We start from the raw sequence: 20,060 nt of genomic DNA on the forward strand, positions 1-20,060 counted from the left end.
CATATGAAGTTATTCAGTATTATGTGATACTGCCAGCAAAACATACAGGTATTTCTTTGACAGTAGTTCCTTTACAAATGCTTCGAAAGTTCTTATAATAAAATTATCTTTAATTCGAGATATTTAAAAGGAGTGGATATACGTGAAACATATTTTTAAAAAAGGAACGGACGAGACGAAACCGACTTTATTGCTGTTGCATGGTACAGGAGGTACAGAACAAGATCTGCTCCCTGTTGCAGATATGATTGATTCCTCTTGCTCCGTATTATCTGTAAGAGGAAATGTACTAGAAAACGGAATGCCCCGTTTCTTTAGACGTTTACAAGAAGGAATATTTGATATAGAAGATTTAATTGAACGTACAAAAGAACTTCATCAATTTTTAGATGAAGCGGCTGAAACATATTCATTTGACCGACACAACATCGTAGCTGTAGGTTACTCAAATGGTGCCAATATTGCAGGAAGTTTGCTGTTTCATTACGAGAATTCTTTAAAAGGGGCGGCTCTTCTTCATCCGATGGTTCCAAGAAGAGGAATTGAAGTGCCTAAGACCGACGCCTCTATCTTTATCGGCGCGGGTACAAACGATCCTATTTGCCCAGCATCAGAAATGGAAGAACTTTCTGCTCTTTTAGAAAAAGCCGGAGCGGACGTACAGGTCCATTGGGAATCATTTGGACATCAGTTAACACGAACAGAAATTGAAGCAGCTGAAAAATGGTATCGGTCAAAATTTTAATTTCAAAACTTTCCGCACTCGTGCGGGAAGTTTTTTTATTTTCAAAAAATAAAGACAGTTATCATACAAAAGATAGATATAAATGGTAAAAAGTACTTTTTTTACTGAATGAAGGGAAATTTTATGATATCATTTTATTTCCGGTATATCCTTGCAGAACAGCTATTTTTAGGTAAAGTATCAAATTATTTTAAAATTCCTGGCTTCTATCACAAAAAAATGAAACCAAAGTCTGAGTAAACCGTTATAATAAATGCAGGATTTAAATTCAAAAGGATGGTTAAAAGCATATGACTCGTTTTTTTATTGTTTTACTTTTCGTTCTAATGGTTATATGTGTATATACCATTATTTCGCAAACCCTTTACCGTCGCTATCATTCATCAGTCATAATAAAAGGGGCAAAAAAGCATAAAATAGCTATAACATTTGACGATGGGCCTCATCCTGTTTATACGCCAAAAATTTTGGACTTGTTCAAACTGCATGAAATGAAAGCTACTTTTTTTATTGTGGGAGAACTAGGGGAAAAACACCCGTCTATTTTAAACAGGATGATTGATGAAGGACATGAAGTAGCTATACATCATCATCGTCACGTGAGTGCATGGACGCAAACACCTTGGCAATTAAAAAGACAAATTCATCAATGTGCACAGGTTATAGAGAAAGTAACAAATCAAAAGCCGCTTTTTTATCGTCCGCCGTGGGGACATTTAAATATGAGCAGTTTATTAATGGCCAAGCCATATCACCTCGTGATCTGGACAGGAATCTTTCAGGATTGGACACTAAAAACAACGAAAACGGCATTAGTTCAAAAACTAATGCGTAAAGTAGAAGATGGAGCCATTTTTGTTTTACACGATAATGGAGATACCCCGGGAGCAGATGAAAAAGCACCTGAAATGACGATTGCGGCGTTAGAAGAATTTTTACCTTACTTAAAACAGCAAGGGTATGAAAGTATAACCATGCAGCAATTGATGAATCAATCGTAAATAGAGGAGCGAGCAGTGGACTTAACAATTATTTCTCAGTATATACATTCCTATGGTTATATTGTTATTTTACTTGTACTTTTTTGTGGGATCGTTGGAATTCCAGCGCCTGAAGAATCATTTTTAATATTATTAGGCATGTTTATTGCCAAACATCAGCTGAACTTATACGAATCATCTCTTTTTGCTTTTTTAGGTGTTATAACTGGAATGCTTACTGCTTACGGGCTAGGAAGGTATGCGGGAACCCCATTTTTTGATAAATACGGAAAATACGTAGGGTTAACCAAAGAGAAAATTGAAGCGGCAAGCGGCAGCTACCATAAATATGGGATATGGACCATTTTATTTGGTTTATATATTCCAGGCTTACGTCAAATCAGCCCATATATGGCAGGAATAAGTCGCTATCCGTTTTTGCTTTATTTGCTGTTATCGGTGGTAGGCAGTCTAGTATGGGTCCTTTCTTTTCTCGTTCTAGGTTACTATGTAGGAGACCGGATTCATATTTCGTATATCATTATGGGAGCTGTAGCTTTTTTTGTTATTTATTTACTTATAAAAAGAAAAAGAAACCGAAAACGTCTTGAGAGGAGGGATGGTCAATGAGGAAGGTTCTGTTCTTGCCGCTTTTTCAGATGCCATCTGGTCATCACCAAGTAGCAGACGCCGTTATGGATGCCATCATGGAACGTTTTTCTCACGTTATTTGTCAAAAAATTGATTGTTTAAGCTATTGGAGCAAACCGCTTGAACAAATGATTTCATCGATATACATGAAATGGATTTCTGTTTTTCCAAAGCAGTTTGAAAAATTTTATTACGGGCATGTATACAAAAAAAACGACCATACGATGGATGATTTTGTCGTGAAAAAGTGGCCGATTATCGAATATCATATGAAGAAATTAATTGATGCAGAGCAGCCCGACGTCATTGTTTGCACACACAGCTTTCCTTCCTGTGTATTAAGCGGCTTAAAAGAAAAAGGAATCATTGATCTTCCTATTATAAACGTATACACCGACTTCTTAGTAAGCGACGTATGGGGTAAAAATGGAATCGAGCTTCACTGCGTGCCTGATCAGGATACGAAAGCATTTCTACAAAACGTTCACGGTGTAAAAGAGTCTTCTATTTATGTAACGGGCATTCCCGTTCATAAAGCGTTTTTAAAAAGACGGATTGACCATCTCATGCCACAGAAGCATATCCTGATTGCCGGCGGAAATTCGGGCCTTGGGAATGTACGCAAAATGCTTCAGCAGCTTCCGCAAAACTGTACGTATATGTATTATGTGCTGTGTGGAAAAAATAAAAAGTTGTATCAAGAACTAGTGAAACTAAACCACCCGAAAGTTAAAGCAGTCCCGTATGTAAAATCAAGAGAGAAAATGAATGATTTATATGAAGGAGCAGATGCCATTGTCACAAAAGCAGGAGGCGTTACAATTAGCGAAGCCCTTCATAAGAGACTACCTATTTTTATTCATTCATCTCTTCCCGGTCAAGAACAAATTAACATTGAATATCTAAAAGAAAAAGAGCTGCTGATACCGCTTAATGATGCTGAAGCCTTTGAACAGCAGCTTAAGAACATTTTAGAAAATGATGTGAAACGAAACCGGTTGATAAAACGAATGGACGAATATGTAGACAGCTTAGAAGTAAAAGTAGATCGCGTGCTTGCAGATCACTTTAAGCTGTATCGATATGAGACAAGTCAAAATCAATTTTAAGCAGAACATTGGTTATTTCTTTTTACATTCGATAAACTAACTGTAGATATAACATCTGTAGAAGGTTAAATGAAGTAAAAGGAGATTATAATATGAACTCAGTTATTGAAACGATTTTAAATCATCGTTCTATTCGCAAATATGAAGACAAACCATTGTCGGAAGAGCAAATTCAGACGATTGTCGAAAGCGCACAGGCAGCTTCCACATCAAGCTATATTCAAGCGTACTCCATTATTGGAGTAAAAGATAAAGAAACGAAGCGAAAGCTTGCCCAATTAGCAGGAAATCAGCCTTACGTAGAAACAAATGGACACTTCTTTGTATTTTGCGCTGACTTTCATCGTCATGATGTCATTGCAGAAATGGAGAAAAAAGATTTATCGACAGCGCTCGAAAGCACAGAGCAGTTCATGGTAGCTATTATTGACGTTGCCCTTGCTGCGCAAAATGCAACGCTTGCTGCTGAATCAATGGGACTTGGAGCTTGTTATATTGGCGGTTTGCGTAACGAATTAGAAGAAGTAAGCAAATTGTTAAAACTGCCTCATCATGTAATCCCGTTATTTGGTCTAACGGTTGGACATCCAGCGGGTATGACGGATAAAAAGCCGCGCTTACCATTTAAACATGTGTATCATGAAGAAACATATGAGCCAAACCATGAGCAGACGAAAAAAGAATTAACGACGTATAACGAAGAAATTTCTGCTTATTACAACGAACGAACAAATGGCAAACGCCAAGACACATGGACTGGTCAAATGGCTGAAATGCTTTCCAATCCTAAGCGTATGTATATGAAAGAATTTGTTGAAAAGCAAGGATTTAATAAGAAATAAAAAGGCTGGGACAAAAGTAGTTTAGCCGAATTGAAAAGCGAACCGCTCATCAGAATCTTTGATGAGCGGTTCGCTTTTTTTGTTATGGTGAACATAGGTTTCATTTATGTAGTTCCTTCTAGCAGTTGACTGGATTCATTTCCAACCTCTTTTTTGTTGCGAAAAAAAACTTAATATACCCGTTAAAGGGTCAATAAAAAAGAAGAGGCTTAGCCAGCAATGATAGAGAAATTTAACTATTTTGGTTAAAACAACAATAAAAAGCAGTAAAAAGTAGAAACGTTTCATCATATAGCCAAATTATCAGAAATATTACGTTTAAACGTTCCTTTTTGTTAAGTTTTGTAATAAAAGTAGCATGGCTCTGTAACGGCTGTGAAATGTGAGGATGATATCATTCAATCATTGAGTAAATAAGGAGGTATTCGTAATGAAAAAATTTATATTTACTCTAGGAACAACAGCAATCCTTTCAGCGGGATTTGTAGGTGCAGCTTCTGCTTCTACAAGCGGAACGTATCACGTAGAAAAAGGTGATACGTTATGGAAAGTCGCTCAAAAGCACAGCGTGAGCGTAGACGAGCTAAAAGATGCAAATAACTTAACATCTAATATTATTTATCCAAATCAAGAATTAAACGTAGCTACTATAAAAGAAATGACGCACAAAGTTCAGCAAGGAAATACATTATGGTCCATCAGTCAGCAATACGGCGTGACGGTAGATCAAATTAAAGAATGGAACGGACTGAAGTCAGATTTAATTTATCCTGGCGAACAACTAAAAATTCAGTCTCCAAACGGCCAAGCTCAGCAATCAAGCCCTTCAGTAGCCCAAGCTGCTCCAGAAACTCAGCAAGCTCAAGCGCCGGCTGAACAAACTCAAGAAGAACAGCAGCAAGCTCAAGCTGAACAAGCTCAAAAAGAGCAGCAGCAAGCTCAAGCTGAACAAGCTCAAAAAGAGCAGCAGCAAGCTCAAGCTGAACAAGCTCAAAAAGAACAGCAGCAAGCTCAAGCTGAACAAGCTCAAAAAGAACAGCAGCAAGCTCAAGCTGAACAAGCTCAAAAACAACAACAACCTGCTGAATCGTCACAACAAGCCAGCGGCAAATCAATGACAGTTGAAGCAACTGCCTATACGGCTAATTGTGCTGGATGTAGCGGTACAACTGCTACAGGAGTGGATTTAAAAGCAAATCCAAACCAAAAAGTAATCGCTGTTGATCCTAGTGTTATTCCGTTAGGTTCGAAAGTTTATGTAGAAGGCTATGGTGAAGCTGTAGCTGCCGATACAGGTGGAGCAATTAAAGGCAATCGAATCGATGTATTCGTTCCTTCTGAAGGTGATGCTCAACAGTTCGGAAGAAAATCTGTTAAAATCACGGTTATGAACTAAGAAGTTCTTTATAAAATTGCTAGTCTAGTATAGAAATACATAGCTAGTAAAACAAAAGAGGTGCCTTATGGCACCTCTTTTTACTTTATAATACGCTTTGCGCCCGCATAGCTGTTTTTCCAGTACGCTGTTGAAAGTGATTGCGTTTTAACGCCTTTGCTGCTGACATAAATGAATTCTTGTTTGTCTAGGTAAATTCCTACGACTGAAACGGATTTGCCGTTTTTAAAGAAAACTAAATCTCCAGCCTGCAGACTGTTTTGCTTTACGTCCGTTCCGCTTTTATACTGATCTGCTACTGTACGGGGGATAGAAATAGTTGAACCCGCGTTTTTATATACATACTGTGTGTACCCTGATACATCAAAACCTTTTGGTGTCGTGCCTCCATATTTATATGGCTTTCCAATTAGCGTTTTGGCATACGATACGATTTGCTGCTGTTTTGCACTAACAGAAGTTTGGGGTGCTGGAGCCGGCGCAGGTGCGCTTGTACTTTTCACTTTCAGCACTTGTCCAACTTTTAGCGCATCTGTTTTTAAATTGTTTAATTTTTTTAATTCAGCTACCGTCATGCCGTACTTTTTAGCGACTGCTGTCAGCGTGTCTCCCTTTTTCACCGTGTAGGTGCCATTGTTATCAGCCGGTGTAGATGGAGCTGTTGGTGAAGGTTGAATATCTTCATCAAGCAAATAACTCATATTTGCGCTAAACGTTACTTTTCGCTTCGTTTTATAGCTCTTCGCTTTTTGCTGAAATTGCGTATTGTATGCGTTGATTTCTTTTTCAAAATTTGCAGAGATCTTATTAAATTCCGCGTCACTTACATCTCCATACGCATAGTCTTCAAGATCTACAATGTAATTGTAAAGAGCAATTAAGCTGTCATATAAATACCCTTGAAGCTGATCAGCTTCTGAATTAAGATGATTCATCGCGTAATTTTTATCAGTCTTTGTTAGAAACTGGTCAATTTGATCCGCAAGCTGATCATATGCCGCTAACGCTTTTTCGTCATCTTTTATTCCTTCAATTTCTTTTAGCTTTTTTTCTACGGTTTTATAAAATGGTGCGTAATAATCTGCTAGCGAATTAACGTCTTTTTGATAAACGCTCACAGAAGAAGCAGCATAAGCAGAGTGGCTAAAAACAGGCGTTGTCACCGATGCTCCTACTAAAACGGATGCTGCTATAAATGGTACAAGTAGTTTCTCTTTTTTCATTTGTAAAGTCCCCCAAATATCCAAATAATAGTATAGCAGATAGATTATACTATATTAGGTTATAAAAGAACTAGTACTTTTCCTTTAATTTCATATTTTTTAGCAGTTTGCGTACCTGATAGAAGATAATCTAAGGAGCAAAGGAAATATGTGATACAATGTACAAATATTCAGTTAAAAAGGAAGTGTACGATATGCAACAATTTATCAAAGAAATAGCGCGCGGAAAAAGAGGATCAACTGACTTAACGTATGAACAAGCAAAAGAAGCAGCTCGCTTAATCGCTTCTGGACAAGCTACGGATGCTCAGGTCGCTGCTTTTTTTATTGCGGAACGTATTAAAACCGAAAATGCAGATGAACTATTGGGATTCGTTCATGCTTTTCGTGAAAAAACAAAAGAGATACCGCTGTCTCAGCCGTTAAAAGATAAATCAATTGATTTTGCAAGCCCTTATGCAGGGAGAAATTCATTTTTTGCGACCATTCCTGTATCGATTTTATTAGCTGAAAGAGGTGTGCCAGCTTTTTTACACTGTACAGAAGCGCTTCCTCCAAAGTTTGGAACAACGATTGAAGATGTACTTCATTCATTACAGATCCCTCAAGCTCAAACGATTGAAGACATCGGTCATACGTTAGAAACATTAAAAATTGGCTTTGTAAATGCTGAAACAATCTCTTATCCTCTTAGTCGCATCAAACAAATTCGTCATGAAATTGGCGTAAGAACACTAATTAATACGGTTGAAAAACTATTAAATTTATCAAATGCTTCTTCTTTAATGATGGGCGCTTTTCACCGCACGGCCATTAACAAAATTGTGCCCATTTTTGCTTCGCTCCCGTTTAAACATGTATACGTGGTGCAAGGTATAGAAGGATCTGAAGATGTACCTGTACATAGAAGCAGCTTTGTTTTTACTATCTCAGAAGGAGAGATGGAGTCGTTTATTGTCAATCCAAAAGAATACGGACTGTTTGTGGAAGAAGAACACTTTGAAAAGAAAATAAGTGTTGAAAAACAAGCGGCATATGTGACGCGCATTTTGGAGGGTGAATCTTCTTCCGAACTGACTTATGTCTATAATCAAGTAGTATTAAACGCCGGCTTGCGCTATTATTTATTTGGCTATGAAACTTCTATTGAAAAAGGAGTAGACTATGCAAAACGTCAGCTAGCTGAAGGTCTGGGTTGGAAACACCTGCAGAAATGGAAAACACAAGTGATTTCAGAAGAGTAAAAGGTGAGCAAATATGCTCATCTTTTTTTATCGAAAGATATAAATCCTTTGTTTTTTATCAGAAAATTTAATATAATTAGTTGTGTATTTGTGTTAGAAAATATCACATTTGATGTTAATAAGAAAATAGATTAGCAGAAAGGAAGCTTTCATTGAAACTTACGTCGAGAGAACAAGAGAAATTAATGATTGTCGTAGCTGCAGACTTAGCGAGACGCCGTCAGACAAGAGGATTAAAACTTAACTATCCCGAAGCAGTAGCTATCATTACATATGAAATTATGGAAGGAGCTCGTGATGGCAAGACGGTAGCACAGCTAATGCGAGAAGGCACCAAGATTTTAAAACGAGAAGATGTAATGGAAGGTATTCCGGAAATGATTCATGATATTCAAGTAGAAGCTACCTTTCCAGACGGAACCAAGCTCGTCACTGTGCACGATCCAATTCGTTAAGAGGAGGGGAAAATATGATTCCAGGGGAATATTTTTTAAACAAAGACCCAATCACATGTAATAAGGGAAAGAAATCGATTAGCGTGACTGTAATCAACAGAGGCGATCGACCTGTTCAAGTAGGCTCACACTTTCATTTTTTTGAAGTGAATGCGGCGCTCGAATTCCCCCGCGAAGATGCACTTGGCTACCATTTAAATATTCCTGCCGGTACAGCCGTTCGCTTTGAGCCAGGTGATGCAAAAGAAGTAGAGCTGGTTGCTTTCTCCGGAACAAGAGAAATTTACGGTCTGAACAATAAAACAAACAGATCGCTTTCTGATAGAAAGGAAGATGCATAAGATGAGTTTTCAAATGTCGCGACGTCAGTATGCAGATATGTTTGGACCAACCGTTGGAGATGCTGTTCGTTTAGCAGACACAGAGCTATTTATTGAAATTGAAAAAGATTTCACAACCTACGGAGATGAAGTAAAGTTTGGCGGAGGAAAAGTGATTCGTGACGGAATGGGGCAGCACCCTCTTGCAACGCGAAGTGAAGCAGCGGACTTAGTGTTGACAAATGCCATTATCGTTGATTATACAGGCATATATAAAGCAGATATTGGAATAAAAGATGGACTCATTCAAACTATTGGAAAAGCGGGTAATCCGCTGTTGATGGATGAAGTAGACATCATCATTGGTGCGAGTACGGAAGTAATTGCAGCTGAAGGGAAAATTGTAACCGCCGGCGGTATTGATGCGCATATTCATTTCATTTGTCCGCAGCAAATTGAAACCGCCCTTGCCTCTGGCGTGACAACGATGATTGGAGGAGGAACAGGACCTGCTACAGGAACAAAGGCTACCACTTGTACACCCGGAGCGTGGCATATCGAACGAATGCTTGAAGCCGCTGAAGCATTTCCGATGAATATTGGCTTTTTAGGAAAAGGAAATGCAAGTGCGAAAGAGCCTTTAATTGAACAAATTAAAGCAGGAGCAATTGGACTAAAGCTTCACGAAGACTGGGGAACCACGGCATCTGCCATTGACACAAGCCTGCAAGTAGCAGACGAGTACGATGTTCAAATTGCGATTCATACAGATACTTTAAATGAAGGCGGCTTTGTTGAAGATACGATTGCAGCAATTGGTGATCGAGTCATTCATACCTACCATACTGAAGGAGCTGGAGGCGGGCATGCACCTGATATTATGGAAATGGCAAGCTTTCCAAACGTGCTTCCATCATCAACTAATCCAACAAGACCCTATACGGTCAACACGCTTGAAGAGCATTTAGATATGCTCATGGTATGTCATCATCTTGATCCTGCTGTACCAGAAGACATCGCTTTTGCTGATTCCCGCATTCGCAAAGAAACGATTGCAGCTGAAGATATTTTACACGATTTAGGTGTATTCAGTATGATTTCTTCAGATTCTCAAGCAATGGGACGTGTAGGAGAAGTGATTACACGAACGTGGCAAACAGCTGATAAGATGAAAAAGCAGCGAGGAAAAATTGATGGTGACAGCGAAGTCGGCGATAACGCACGTGTCAAACGCTATGTAGCTAAATATACGATTAATCCAGCTATCGCTCATGGAATTTCCGAATACGTAGGATCGGTAGAAACAGGGAAAATAGCTGACTTAGTCCTATGGGAGCCAGCGTTTTTTGGAATAAAGCCTGACTTGATTGTAAAAGGCGGTTTAATTGCTCACAGCTTAATGGGAGACCCTAACGCTTCAATTCCAACCCCACAGCCGGTCTTATATCGTCCGATGTTTGCTTCTTATGGAAAAGCAAGAGCTAAAACCTCCGTTACGTTTGTGTCAAAAGCAGCGTATGAGAACAAAGTGGGCGAAAAACTAGGGTTACAAAAGCTGCTTAAACCAGTAAAAGATATTCGTCAGTTAAAAAAAACAGATATGAAGTTAAATGGAGAAATGCCTAAGATTGAAGTTGATCCCCAAACGTACGAAGTAAAAATAGATGGACAAATGATTACATGTGAAGCGGCAGAAGTTGTGCCTATGGCGCAGCGATACTTTTTATTTTGAGGTGAAAAAATGGTAATCGAAAAAATTATCGGAAATATAGCAACATTAGAAAAACGAGCTCCACATATAGAAAAGGTATATATCGAAAGTGATCACTTAGTAAAACGCGTTCAGCGCGTTGTAACAGATCACGGTAAGGAACTCGGAATTCGTCTGAAAGAAAACCGCGAGTTAGTTGATGGCGATGTACTATTTATGGATGAAAGCAATATGATTGTTGTGCAAGTTCTGGCAGACGATATTTTGACCATTCAGCCGATTGATATTCAGCAGATGGGAGAAATTGCTCATCAGCTTGGGAACCGCCATTTGCCGGCGCAGTTTGAAAGTGGAGACATGCTTGTACAGTACGATTATTTAGTCGAAGAATTGCTTCAGCAGCTCAACATTCCCTATAAGCGCGAAAAAAGAAAAGTAAAACAAGCTTTTAAGCATATCGGACATAGTCATGACTAATTCATTGCTTTCGCTGATTCAACTATGTGATTCAAATTTCCCATCGGGTGCATTTTCGCATTCGTTTGGTTTTGAAACGTATATTCAGCGAAATCAAATTCACGACACAGAAACCTTTCAAGAAGCGCTTCGTACATACCTTGATGTTCAGCTGACGTATACGGACGGCTTAGCATGCAGGCTGGCTTATGAGTATGCTGTTCGTGACCAGTTTAACGAAATTATGAGAATTGATCATGAACTATACGCTCTTGCTTTGTCAAAAGAAACAAGAGAAGGGACAAGACGGGTGGGCCAGCGCATGTTAAAGCTTTGCTTAGAGTTATTTCAAGGCTCTTATTTAGAAAAGTATATGAGTGAAGTAAAAGCAAAGAAGGCGTACGGACATCCTGCTGTTGTATTTGCATTAGCCAGCCTGCAGTTAAACATTACAAAAGAAGAGGCAATTTTAAGTCATTTGTACGCTAGCATCTCTTCATTAATTCAAAATGCTGTTCGCGGCATACCAATCGGCCAAACCGATGGGCAAAAAACGCTCGTTCTTTTTCAGCCGCTGCTGCAGCAAGCGCTTCAGCATATTTTGCAAGCAGATCAAGAGGAATTTGGTGCGGTGACACCAGGGTTAGAAATTGCTCAAATGCAGCATGAACAGTTGCATGTTCGATTGTTCATGTCATAAAAAAGGAGGGAAAGCCTTCTAACGATGAAGGCGTAAAAATGAATGCAATTAAAATTGGAATTGGTGGACCTGTTGGTGCAGGGAAAACAATGTTAGTAGAACGATTAACGCGTGCACTAGAAGGACAGCTAAGCATGGCGGTCGTTACAAACGATATTTATACAAAAGAAGACGCGCAATTTCTAGTAAAAAACAGTATTTTACCGGAAAATCGTATCGTAGGAGTAGAAACAGGAGGATGTCCTCATACAGCTATTCGAGAAGATGCATCCATGAACTTTGCTGCAATTGATGAGTTAGTGGAACGTCACCCCGATGTTGAACTTATTTTTGTAGAAAGCGGAGGAGATAATTTAGCCGCAACGTTTAGCCCAGAGCTCGTTGATTTTTCAATTTATATCATCGATGTAGCACAAGGAGAAAAAATCCCGCGTAAAGGCGGTCAAGGAATGATTAAATCTGATTTATTCATTATCAACAAAACAGATTTAGCCCCATATGTAGGAGCCAGTTTAGAAGTAATGGAAAAAGATACAATCCAAGCGAGAGGGCACAAGCCTTTTGTTTTCACCAATTTAAAAGAAGATAAAGGGCTCAATCAAGTGATAGAATGGATCAAAAAAGAGGCCTTTTTAATCGGCCTTGAATCATGAGCTACACGGGTTATTTAGAGCTTCGTGCAGAAAGAAACAGTGAGCGAACGGTTATTAAAGATACTTATCATTACGGGGCTTTCAAAGTTGCCAGACCTATTTACATGACTCCTGAATCACCTTTTGTTTATATGCTTCACGTAGGCGGGGGATACGTGAGCGGAGACAAATACAAAACGATGATAACGGTCGAGAAAAATGCTCAGCTGACTGCTACTACTCAATCTGCGACAAAGGTGTACAAAACACCGAACGCAGCTGTTTTACAAGAAACGTGCATAACCCTTGAAGAACAATCCATCATGGAATATATACCAGACCCGCTTATTTTGTATGAAAATGCTGCATTTGTCCAAGAAATAACGGTTCATATGGCAGAACACGCTGCTTTGTTTATGTGTGACAGCATCACCCCGGGGTGGTCGCCGGATGGGCAGCTGTTTCAATATACCTCTATGCGTTCCAAGCTGAAACTGTATGTAAACAAGCAGCTGAAGGTATACGATCACTTATACTTGAAGCCAGAAAACCATCTGCGCGGCCTGATGAAAATGGAAGGGTATACTCATTTTGGATCGATTATTATTGTTCATCCAAACGCCGACGACGCATTTATAGCGAAAGTACATCAGCTGTGCGAAGAGGCAGGCTGTAAAGCAGGAGCTTCCGCACTTCCGATTTCCGGATGTGCTATTCGAATACTAGCTGCTAGTACACAAGAAGTGGAAGAGATAATCGTCAAAGTATACGGATTGTTCCGGCAGGAGTTATTAAAAGCTGAAGTATCACTTTTGCGTAAGTATTAAAGTGCCTGTACAAAAGTATAGTAGTTAAAGAAAAATCCGAACGAGCTGAACTCTTGATAGAGAATCAAATTCGTTCGGATTTTTTTATTGGTAGGGTGAACGTAGGTTTCCCGTATGTAGTTCGTTCTAGCCGTTGATTAGAGGACAAAGCGAAGTCTTGCACAGAAATCAACAGCTGTGGAACAAGCAGTCCAGATCATTTATCCTACTTATTCGTCTTTAGATTGAATTATTTTCATTATGTTTCATTCTCTGTTAGAACCACAGACTAAATAATCCGTCGCTTACACCTAAATTATACATATAATAGAGGCCAAATATAATGCTGACAGCACCTGTTACCTGCATCAAACAGCGGTTTAACGTCACTTGCTTTTTAGTTGTAACGAATGGAATTCCAATAACCGTCGTAAATAACAGCATGCCAAGACAAGTGCCGATTCCAAAAATGATAATGTACAGCGCACCTTGCCATACGTGAGTAACGGTGCTCATCGTTACTACAACCATCGCTGCGCTTCCGGCCAGTCCATGAACAAAGCCAATGCCTAATGACTTTAAGTAAGACGTTTTTTCGTGATGCGTATGCACTTGTTTTTTGTAAGACAGAAACGATGTAAAACCGAGATAAACGAGCATAATGCCCACTAAAAATTCAAGTGACATGCTCATACGTTCAGAAATACTGCTTTTTAACACTATTAAAATCATGCCAAAAATAAACAGCGTAAGCGTATGACCAATCCCCCAGTATACTCCTGCAAGCGAAGAGCGCCACAGCTTTTTACTTTTTGAGGCAATGGTTGATACAGCGATAATGTGATCTGGTTCTAAAGCATGCTTGATTCCTAAAAAAAATCCTAGTATTAAAATTGAAAAAAAACTTGTTTCCATGTCAGCTTTCTCATCCTTTCGTACGTATAAAACTAGTATATCGCACGCTTTTGTTTTAATAAACAGAAAATTCTAAACGAAAATGTCTGGTTGAATAGCTAAAACATTTATCAATTTACAATAAGTTACAAATATTAAAGGAGATGTAGTATAAAAATTTTACATTTACAAAAACTATAAGTAAATTATTGTGAGGTTGATAACTATGGACAAAATTTCTACTGATATCATGCTGTGGAGTTCTTTTATACGTCAAAATGTTGGGATAGAACGTGACTAGACTAGAAGCTCTTTTATGGAGCATTGCGTTGCCAGGCTTTGGACAATTACTAAACAAAAAACATATAAAAGGAATTTTGTTTATTGTACTTGAATTTCTCATTAATATGGGCGCAAATTTTAATGAAGGCATTCGCTTAAGCTTTTTGGGGGAAACAAAGCAATCCCTCGAGGTAATGAACATGCAGTGGTTAATGTTTTATCCATGTTTATATTTTTTTGCAATTTGGGATGCTGTTAAAGAAGCAGAAAACGGCGCATCTAGATTTACATTTATTCCTTTTGTCTCCTGTGCTTATTTTGTTACAGTAGGCATTATGTATTCCTCAGTGACAACCATCAACGGTGTTTTTATAGGCCCAATTTGGCTCCCTATGCTGTTTGTTGTACCGGGACTGGTTATTGGACTCATTGCCAAAAAGCTATTAGAAGTGTATATACATAAGAAAAAATAAACGTCATTTCAATCTATACATCCGTAGATTTTAATGGACGTTTATTTTATTTTTGTTTATAAATAAGTAATAAAGTCTCTTATTTAGGGAACGTACTAACAGTGGCTATTTTCACATAATCTTAAGAGAGTGTGTTCTACTCATAGAAAAGAGCACATTGAAAATGGAGAGAATGTGTACAAGCTTATATAATAACAATTTGATAAAAAGAAGCTGGAGAGAAGGTGAATCGATGATAACAAATGGTATTTATCGTTTTTTTCTTATTTGGTACGTATGCGGAGTCGTTTTGCTTTCATTTGATTTGCTGCCTTCATGGTTAGAATGGGCAAATGCTGTTTTTTTACACTTGAGCAGTCTTCTTGCTCTTATTTATCTAGCTAAGGCCTATGGAGCAAGGAGGGCACTGGTCGTTGCAGTATTTGTGACAGGCGCATCTATTTATGTCGAAAGTCTAGGTGTTAAACATGGGTTTTTGTTTGGAACCTACGATTATGAAAAAGATTTTGGCGCCAAAATCTTAGGAGTTCCTCTGACCATTGGATCGGCTTGGTTTATGGTCGTAATCACAAGCAGAATATTAGCTCTCGGAATTATGAAGCGCATGGAGCTGCCGTTTATTGTCCATGGAATTGCCTATGCGGTCATTAGTTCGCTATTTGCTGTTATTATGGATTTGGCTATTGATCCCGTTGCCTATATTGTTAAACAATATTGGGTGTGGGAAGGGGACAGCTTTTATTATAATATTCCTTTATCCAATTTCTCCGGCTGGTTTTTACTGTCTTTCTTCATTCAGCTGGTCGTATATTTCTTTTTAGCTAAGGTTCCTAAAGAAGAAGAGCCGGTATGGGAAAGAAGAATGGTGTTTTTGTATAGTGCAGTCGTCATGATGTTTGTAATTGTAGCATTAGTAAATGGCCTGTGGCTTGTGGTATGGCTGACGATGATTCCTTTTCTTATTCTTTATATTGTGTATAAAAAGGAGACTCGCTTATGATTTATCCGAAGAAAAACTCACTATTTGAGCGCTTTTTTCAACTGTTTGTCACATATCAGCTCAAAAAACAGTTTTATCGTATTCATTTACATATAGAAGAGCTCCCAAAAGATAAAAAAATGTTATTAATTGCTAATCATTCCAGCTGGTGGGACGGTTTAGTGACATTTTATTTAAATAACGCAGTATTGAAAACAGATCTATACGCTATGATGTCTGAACAAGGGATGAAGGATTTTCCTTTTTTTCAACGAATCGGGGCTTTTTCAGTAAATGCAGCTTCTCCGAAGCATACGGTGGAATCGTTAAGGTTTGCCAGTAGGCTGTTAGCGGATAAAAAAGCGGTGCTTATTTTTCCTCAAGGAAAAGAAGAACATCTTGAGAAAAGACCGTTAGCTTTTTCTGAAGGACCTGCTTTTCTTCTAAAAAAGCAATCTAACGTTGAAGTTATTCCCATTACATATTATTATACGTTTCGCCATGATCAGCGACCGGAGCTTTTTATCTGGGTAGGGCAAGCTGTTTTTTACGACTTAGCCAATGCAAGAGAAGATATAACCAAAACGCTAGCCGGTGCAGTCACTGCTCAGCTCGATCATCAAAAACAAAAAATCATTCAAGAAAACGATGAGGAATTTACGGTTTTATTAAAAGGACGAAAGACGCTTAGCGAGTGGTTAACGTGGTGGAAAGCGAAGGTGAAAGAATGATTTACTATATGCTTTTATTTATTTTGATGCTGCTTCTGACCATTGTAAATATTCAAGCAATGCCTAAATTAAATAGATACAAGTTGAATTCAAAAACACCTCAGCCTCTCATTTCTATTTTGATTCCAATGCGAAACGAAGAACGAAATGTAAAGCGAATCATTTCTTCTGTTAAAGGATTAACGTACAGCAATCTAGAATGTGTCATACTAGACGATCAGTCCACAGATGAAACACGAACAAAGCTTTTGAAAGAAATTCACGGAGATTCAAGGTTTACCATCATAGAAGGAAAAGAGCTGAAAGAAGGGTGGGTAGGAAAAGTTCATGCCTGTCACCAGCTGTCGCAAGCTGCAAATGGAGACTATTTATTGTTTGTAGATGCCGATGTACAGCTCAAAGAACGCACGCTAGAACATACTTTAGCCACCGCACAAGCGACAAAAGCCGCTCTTTTAACAGGATTTCCACGTTTTCCCGTAAAAACGTGGTTAGAAGCATTGGTTGTTCCGCTTCAGCATGTTGTTGTTTTTAGCTATTTACCGGTTGAGGTAGCGAACCGTAACAAGCTGAGCAAAGCTTCAGCAGCTCACGGTGCTTTTATGTTTATAAAAAAAGAAGCTTATGAGATCGCAGGAGGACATGAAGCTGTTAAAACTTCACTAGTAGAAGATGTGCATCTAGCTCAGCTTTTTAAGAAAAAGAAACAGCGCGTTATTTTAGCCAATATTACGTCTCACGTTAGCTGTTATATGTATGAAACAACTGAAGAAGTATGGAATGGGTTTGCTAAAAATATCTTTGTTGGTCTAGGCCGATCCGCTAAAGCAGTTTGGATACTGAGCGTTTTTTTTGCCTGTTACTATGTGCTGCCGCTTCCTTTGTTTATAGCAGGAATTCTTACAGGCAACATACTTTGGATTCTTCCTTTTTGCATTATGCTTTTTCAGCGGTTTTTAATTGACCGGTCGGCTCAGCAAAAAGGGCTTTTGTTTCTTACTATGCCGGCGTCGGCAATTGTGCTGATGCTGCTCATGAACCATTCTATGAAGCGTGAACGAAAAAAGCAGGGATATGAATGGAAAGGAAGGCATTATCAATGAAAAAAGTACTAATTGTCGGGGCAGGATTAGGCGGATTAGCTGCAGGAGTTCTTCTTCAAACAAAAGGGTTCGATGTGACAATCGTTGAAAAAAACGAGCACGTAGGCGGAAAAATGATGCCTGTGCAGCTAGGAGAATATTCTTTTGATTTCGGGCCTAATACCATTACAATGCCAGAAGTTTTTCAGTGGTTATTTGAGCAAGCGGGCGAACGTGCAGAAGACTATATGCCTCTTGTCAAACTAACGCATCATACGAATAATTTCTTCACCGACGGTTCACAATTTTCCATGTCTATCGACGAACGAAAAATGATTGAGCAGCTTGAACGTCTCGACCCCTTTGCTGCTAAACAATACCCGGCCTATTTAAAAGAAGTAAAAAGAATATATGACATTGCAAAAAGTCAATTTTTCTACCGGACATTTTCGTCATGGAAAGATTACACAAACCCTTCTCTATTAAAAGCACTGCTGCAAGTAAGGCCGTTTGAAACAGTAGATACGTTTCATCAGCGCTTTTTTCGAAATGAAAACATTCGAAATGCATTTAATCGATACGCAACCTATATTGGATCTTCACCTTATACATCGCCCGCTACCTTTTCACTGATTGGACACTTAGAAATGAATGACGGGGTGTACTATGTAAAAGGAGGAAATACTAGAATTGCAAAAGGGCTGGGGCATGTGTTCCAAAAAGTCGGCGGAAAGCTGTATACAAACTGCAGCGTCACTGAAATAGTAGTAAAAAACAAGCGGGCTGTCGGAGTGGAAGTGAATGGAGAAGAAAAGATAGACGCGGATATCGTTATTGTAAACGGGGACTTGCTAAAAGCCTATCCGGCACTCGTAAAAGAGCAGGATAGACCTCATTTTAAAAACAAAAAAGCAGCTGAGTTTGAGCCTTCCATATCAGCCTATGTAATTATGGCAGCAGTTAAGAAGCGCTTTTCTCAGCTGATTCATCATCAAGTGTACTTTTCTCAGGATTACAAGCAGGAATTCTATGAACTATTTCAGCAAAAAACGCTTCCAACCGACCCTACCATTTACGTTTGTAATTCTTCGTATACCGATAACACGATAGCTCCGGGTGATAATTTATTTATTTTAGTGAATGCCCCTGCTGTAAAAGAAGAGAATCAAGAAAAAATGAAAGCTTACAGAGAGGTTGTCTATCGCAAGCTTTCTCAGTTTGGTTTAGATATTGAGCCCTCGCTTGTACATGAACGAATTGTTACTCCATGTGAAATTGAACAAACCTTTGGTGCATTTAAAGGCGCTTTGTATGGAGTGAGTTCAAATCGGAAAATGGATAGTTTTCTTCGTCCAAGCAACGTCTCAAAAGATGTTAAAAACTTATATTTTGTAGGAGGAACGACTCACCCAGGCGGGGGATCTCCTATGGTCACAATTAGCGGTATTAATGTAGCTACGCTTATTTCATCTTCCTAATTGATAAATCAGGATTGTCAAAAAGTTTAGTTTTTTGGTACTATAAGAAAGGACAGAGGCTGTTAACCACCTGTTCTCGCGGATGGAAAAAAATGTTACATAATGAAGTTGAAAAGGTGATTACATAACTATATGATTGTATTTACGTGTCTTATTATTATCATAAGCATTATTCGTCCGTACTTGGAGAGCGTGACTGTTAAGCGAATTGCTTCAGAAGGCAAAAAAATTCGCTACTACAAAGAACAGTTCTTTTTTTATGTGCTAATTTTACTATTTTATATTGCGGTGATGGTATACCATGCGGTTCCACTTTCTCTGTTAGGATTGCAGGGAGTATATCTAGATACGATTCACCGGACGGCTCCGTATCCAGCGTGGATTGAATATCTGCTGCTTTTAATCTTTGCAGGTTTTATTATTATTTCCATTATGATCCAATGGATGAAAGATCATGGAGAAACGGTTTTTGTGGAACAGGAGATGCCCACGTCAATTGAGGCAACCGTTCCTAAAACAGAAAGAGAGCAAAAGTGGTGGCTTGCATACAGCGGTATTTCCAGCTTCGTAGAAAGCACCGTCTATTTTCCTAGCTTTTATTTATATAGTCACTATGTATTAGCCATTCAAAATACATGGGTGTTGGCTATTTTAATTGGTATTGGTTATTTCCTATCACAGCTAGCTTTTCAGCGTGACCGTTTGAGTGTCCAGACGCTGTTAGTTGGTATCGGGCTAGGCGCTTTATTTATCATGACAAAGTCAGTTGTAATCATGGTCTTGTACTATGGTTTTAGTTTCTTAATCTATGATATTTATCAACAAGATCGCAATTTAGTAAAAAGCACAGAAGATCACTAAGAAACAACAC

22 protein-coding genes are annotated in these 20,060 nt (G+C 38.7%); 20 read left to right on the top strand and 2 right to left on the bottom strand.

Going from position 1 to position 20,060, the window contains the following annotated elements; all coding sequences use genetic code 11:
* The first annotated feature begins 142 nt into the window (after positions 1 to 142).
* The 6 genes from ACRPLY_RS13100 (at position 143) to ACRPLY_RS13125 (ending at position 5,723) form a co-directional block, all read left to right on the top strand.
* Positions 143 to 745, top strand: a complete 603-nt coding sequence (locus ACRPLY_RS13100) for an alpha/beta hydrolase (RefSeq protein ID WP_274862517.1) — start codon at positions 143 to 145, stop codon at positions 743 to 745.
* 290 nt (positions 746 to 1,035) lie between these two features.
* Positions 1,036 to 1,746, top strand: coding sequence for a polysaccharide deacetylase family protein (locus tag ACRPLY_RS13105; protein ID WP_034270087.1), 711 nt, complete (start codon positions 1,036 to 1,038; stop codon positions 1,744 to 1,746).
* Between the two features lie 15 nt (positions 1,747 to 1,761).
* Positions 1,762 to 2,355, top strand: coding sequence for a DedA family protein (locus ACRPLY_RS13110; protein WP_028412811.1), 594 nt, complete (start codon positions 1,762 to 1,764; stop codon positions 2,353 to 2,355).
* Positions 2,352 to 3,485 (top strand): MGDG synthase family glycosyltransferase, encoded by a 1,134-nt coding sequence (locus tag ACRPLY_RS13115; protein ID WP_028412812.1) that lies wholly within the window; start codon positions 2,352 to 2,354, stop codon positions 3,483 to 3,485. The genes ACRPLY_RS13110 and ACRPLY_RS13115 overlap by 4 nt, the downstream gene beginning before the upstream one ends.
* 92 nt (positions 3,486 to 3,577) lie before the next feature.
* Positions 3,578 to 4,327 carry an oxygen-insensitive NADPH nitroreductase gene (gene nfsA, locus ACRPLY_RS13120; protein ID WP_028412813.1) on the top strand — a complete coding sequence of 250 codons (750 nt, stop codon included), beginning with the start codon at positions 3,578 to 3,580 and terminating at the stop codon, positions 4,325 to 4,327.
* Positions 4,328 to 4,757: 430 nt separating this feature from the next.
* Positions 4,758 to 5,723 carry a 3D domain-containing protein gene (locus ACRPLY_RS13125; RefSeq protein WP_080974263.1) on the top strand — a complete coding sequence of 322 codons (966 nt, stop codon included), beginning with the start codon at positions 4,758 to 4,760 and terminating at the stop codon, positions 5,721 to 5,723.
* 80 nt (positions 5,724 to 5,803) lie between these two features.
* Here the strand turns inward: ACRPLY_RS13125 and ACRPLY_RS13130 are convergent, their stop codons facing one another.
* Positions 5,804 to 6,946: a C40 family peptidase gene (locus ACRPLY_RS13130; protein WP_028412815.1), complete on the bottom strand. Its 1,143-nt coding sequence runs from the start codon at positions 6,944 to 6,946 to the stop codon at positions 5,804 to 5,806.
* Between the two features lie 194 nt (positions 6,947 to 7,140).
* Here ACRPLY_RS13130 and ACRPLY_RS13135 point away from each other — a divergent pair, with 194 nt between their 5' ends.
* From ACRPLY_RS13135 to ACRPLY_RS13170, 8 genes are all read left to right on the top strand, one after another.
* Positions 7,141 to 8,190 carry an anthranilate phosphoribosyltransferase gene (locus tag ACRPLY_RS13135; protein WP_154992080.1) on the top strand — a complete coding sequence of 350 codons (1,050 nt, stop codon included), beginning with the start codon at positions 7,141 to 7,143 and terminating at the stop codon, positions 8,188 to 8,190.
* Between the two features lie 152 nt (positions 8,191 to 8,342).
* Complete coding sequence (locus ACRPLY_RS13140; RefSeq protein WP_013057659.1) at positions 8,343 to 8,645, top strand: urease subunit gamma; 303 nt, start codon at positions 8,343 to 8,345, stop codon at positions 8,643 to 8,645.
* 14 nt (positions 8,646 to 8,659) lie between these two features.
* Positions 8,660 to 8,986, top strand: a complete 327-nt coding sequence (locus tag ACRPLY_RS13145; protein ID WP_432231875.1) for an urease subunit beta — start codon at positions 8,660 to 8,662, stop codon at positions 8,984 to 8,986.
* Position 8,987: 1 nt separating this feature from the next.
* Positions 8,988 to 10,697 carry an urease subunit alpha gene (gene ureC, locus ACRPLY_RS13150; protein WP_028412818.1) on the top strand — a complete coding sequence of 570 codons (1,710 nt, stop codon included), beginning with the start codon at positions 8,988 to 8,990 and terminating at the stop codon, positions 10,695 to 10,697.
* A 9-nt stretch (positions 10,698 to 10,706) separates the two neighbouring features.
* Positions 10,707 to 11,153: an urease accessory protein UreE gene (gene ureE, locus ACRPLY_RS13155; protein ID WP_325077535.1), complete on the top strand. Its 447-nt coding sequence runs from the start codon at positions 10,707 to 10,709 to the stop codon at positions 11,151 to 11,153.
* The gene (locus tag ACRPLY_RS13160; RefSeq protein WP_432231876.1) at positions 11,146 to 11,832 is read left to right on the top strand and encodes an urease accessory protein UreF; all 687 of its coding nucleotides are present in this window, start codon (positions 11,146 to 11,148) and stop codon (positions 11,830 to 11,832) included. The genes ureE and ACRPLY_RS13160 overlap by 8 nt, the downstream gene beginning before the upstream one ends.
* 38 nt (positions 11,833 to 11,870) lie before the next feature.
* Complete coding sequence (ureG, locus tag ACRPLY_RS13165) at positions 11,871 to 12,485, top strand: urease accessory protein UreG (RefSeq protein WP_328170725.1); 615 nt, start codon at positions 11,871 to 11,873, stop codon at positions 12,483 to 12,485.
* Positions 12,482 to 13,291, top strand: coding sequence for an urease accessory protein UreD (locus ACRPLY_RS13170; RefSeq protein ID WP_432231877.1), 810 nt, complete (start codon positions 12,482 to 12,484; stop codon positions 13,289 to 13,291). The genes ureG and ACRPLY_RS13170 overlap by 4 nt, the downstream gene beginning before the upstream one ends.
* Before the next feature lie 255 nt (positions 13,292 to 13,546).
* On the opposite strand, the gene ACRPLY_RS13175 is transcribed toward ACRPLY_RS13170, so the two are convergent.
* The gene (locus ACRPLY_RS13175; protein WP_033579443.1) at positions 13,547 to 14,185 is read right to left on the bottom strand and encodes an urease accessory protein UreH; all 639 of its coding nucleotides are present in this window, start codon (positions 14,183 to 14,185) and stop codon (positions 13,547 to 13,549) included.
* Between the two features lie 272 nt (positions 14,186 to 14,457).
* On the opposite strand from ACRPLY_RS13175, the gene ACRPLY_RS13180 reads away from it, so the two are divergent.
* The 6 genes from ACRPLY_RS13180 to ACRPLY_RS13205 all read left to right on the top strand — a co-directional run bounded on the left by ACRPLY_RS13180 (position 14,458) and on the right by ACRPLY_RS13205 (position 20,050).
* Positions 14,458 to 14,919: a hypothetical protein gene (locus ACRPLY_RS13180; RefSeq protein ID WP_028412824.1), complete on the top strand. Its 462-nt coding sequence runs from the start codon at positions 14,458 to 14,460 to the stop codon at positions 14,917 to 14,919.
* Between the two features lie 232 nt (positions 14,920 to 15,151).
* Complete coding sequence (locus tag ACRPLY_RS13185; protein ID WP_432231878.1) at positions 15,152 to 15,919, top strand: carotenoid biosynthesis protein; 768 nt, start codon at positions 15,152 to 15,154, stop codon at positions 15,917 to 15,919.
* A complete protein-coding gene (locus tag ACRPLY_RS13190; protein WP_432231879.1) occupies positions 15,916 to 16,629 on the top strand; it encodes a lysophospholipid acyltransferase family protein in 714 nt (237 codons plus the stop codon). The genes ACRPLY_RS13185 and ACRPLY_RS13190 overlap by 4 nt, the downstream gene beginning before the upstream one ends.
* Positions 16,626 to 17,732, top strand: a complete 1,107-nt coding sequence (locus tag ACRPLY_RS13195) for a glycosyltransferase (protein WP_432231880.1) — start codon at positions 16,626 to 16,628, stop codon at positions 17,730 to 17,732. The genes ACRPLY_RS13190 and ACRPLY_RS13195 overlap by 4 nt, the downstream gene beginning before the upstream one ends.
* Positions 17,729 to 19,189: a phytoene desaturase family protein gene (locus tag ACRPLY_RS13200; RefSeq protein WP_432231881.1), complete on the top strand. Its 1,461-nt coding sequence runs from the start codon at positions 17,729 to 17,731 to the stop codon at positions 19,187 to 19,189. The genes ACRPLY_RS13195 and ACRPLY_RS13200 overlap by 4 nt, the downstream gene beginning before the upstream one ends.
* A 132-nt stretch (positions 19,190 to 19,321) precedes the next feature.
* A complete protein-coding gene (locus tag ACRPLY_RS13205) occupies positions 19,322 to 20,050 on the top strand; it encodes a hypothetical protein (protein ID WP_367077067.1) in 729 nt (242 codons plus the stop codon).
* Positions 20,051 to 20,060: the final 10 nt, after the last annotated feature.

Origin of the sequence: Priestia sp. TGN 0903 (assembly GCF_050846855.1) — a bacterium.
GTDB lineage: Bacteria > Bacillota > Bacilli > Bacillales > Bacillaceae_H > Priestia > Priestia zanthoxyli.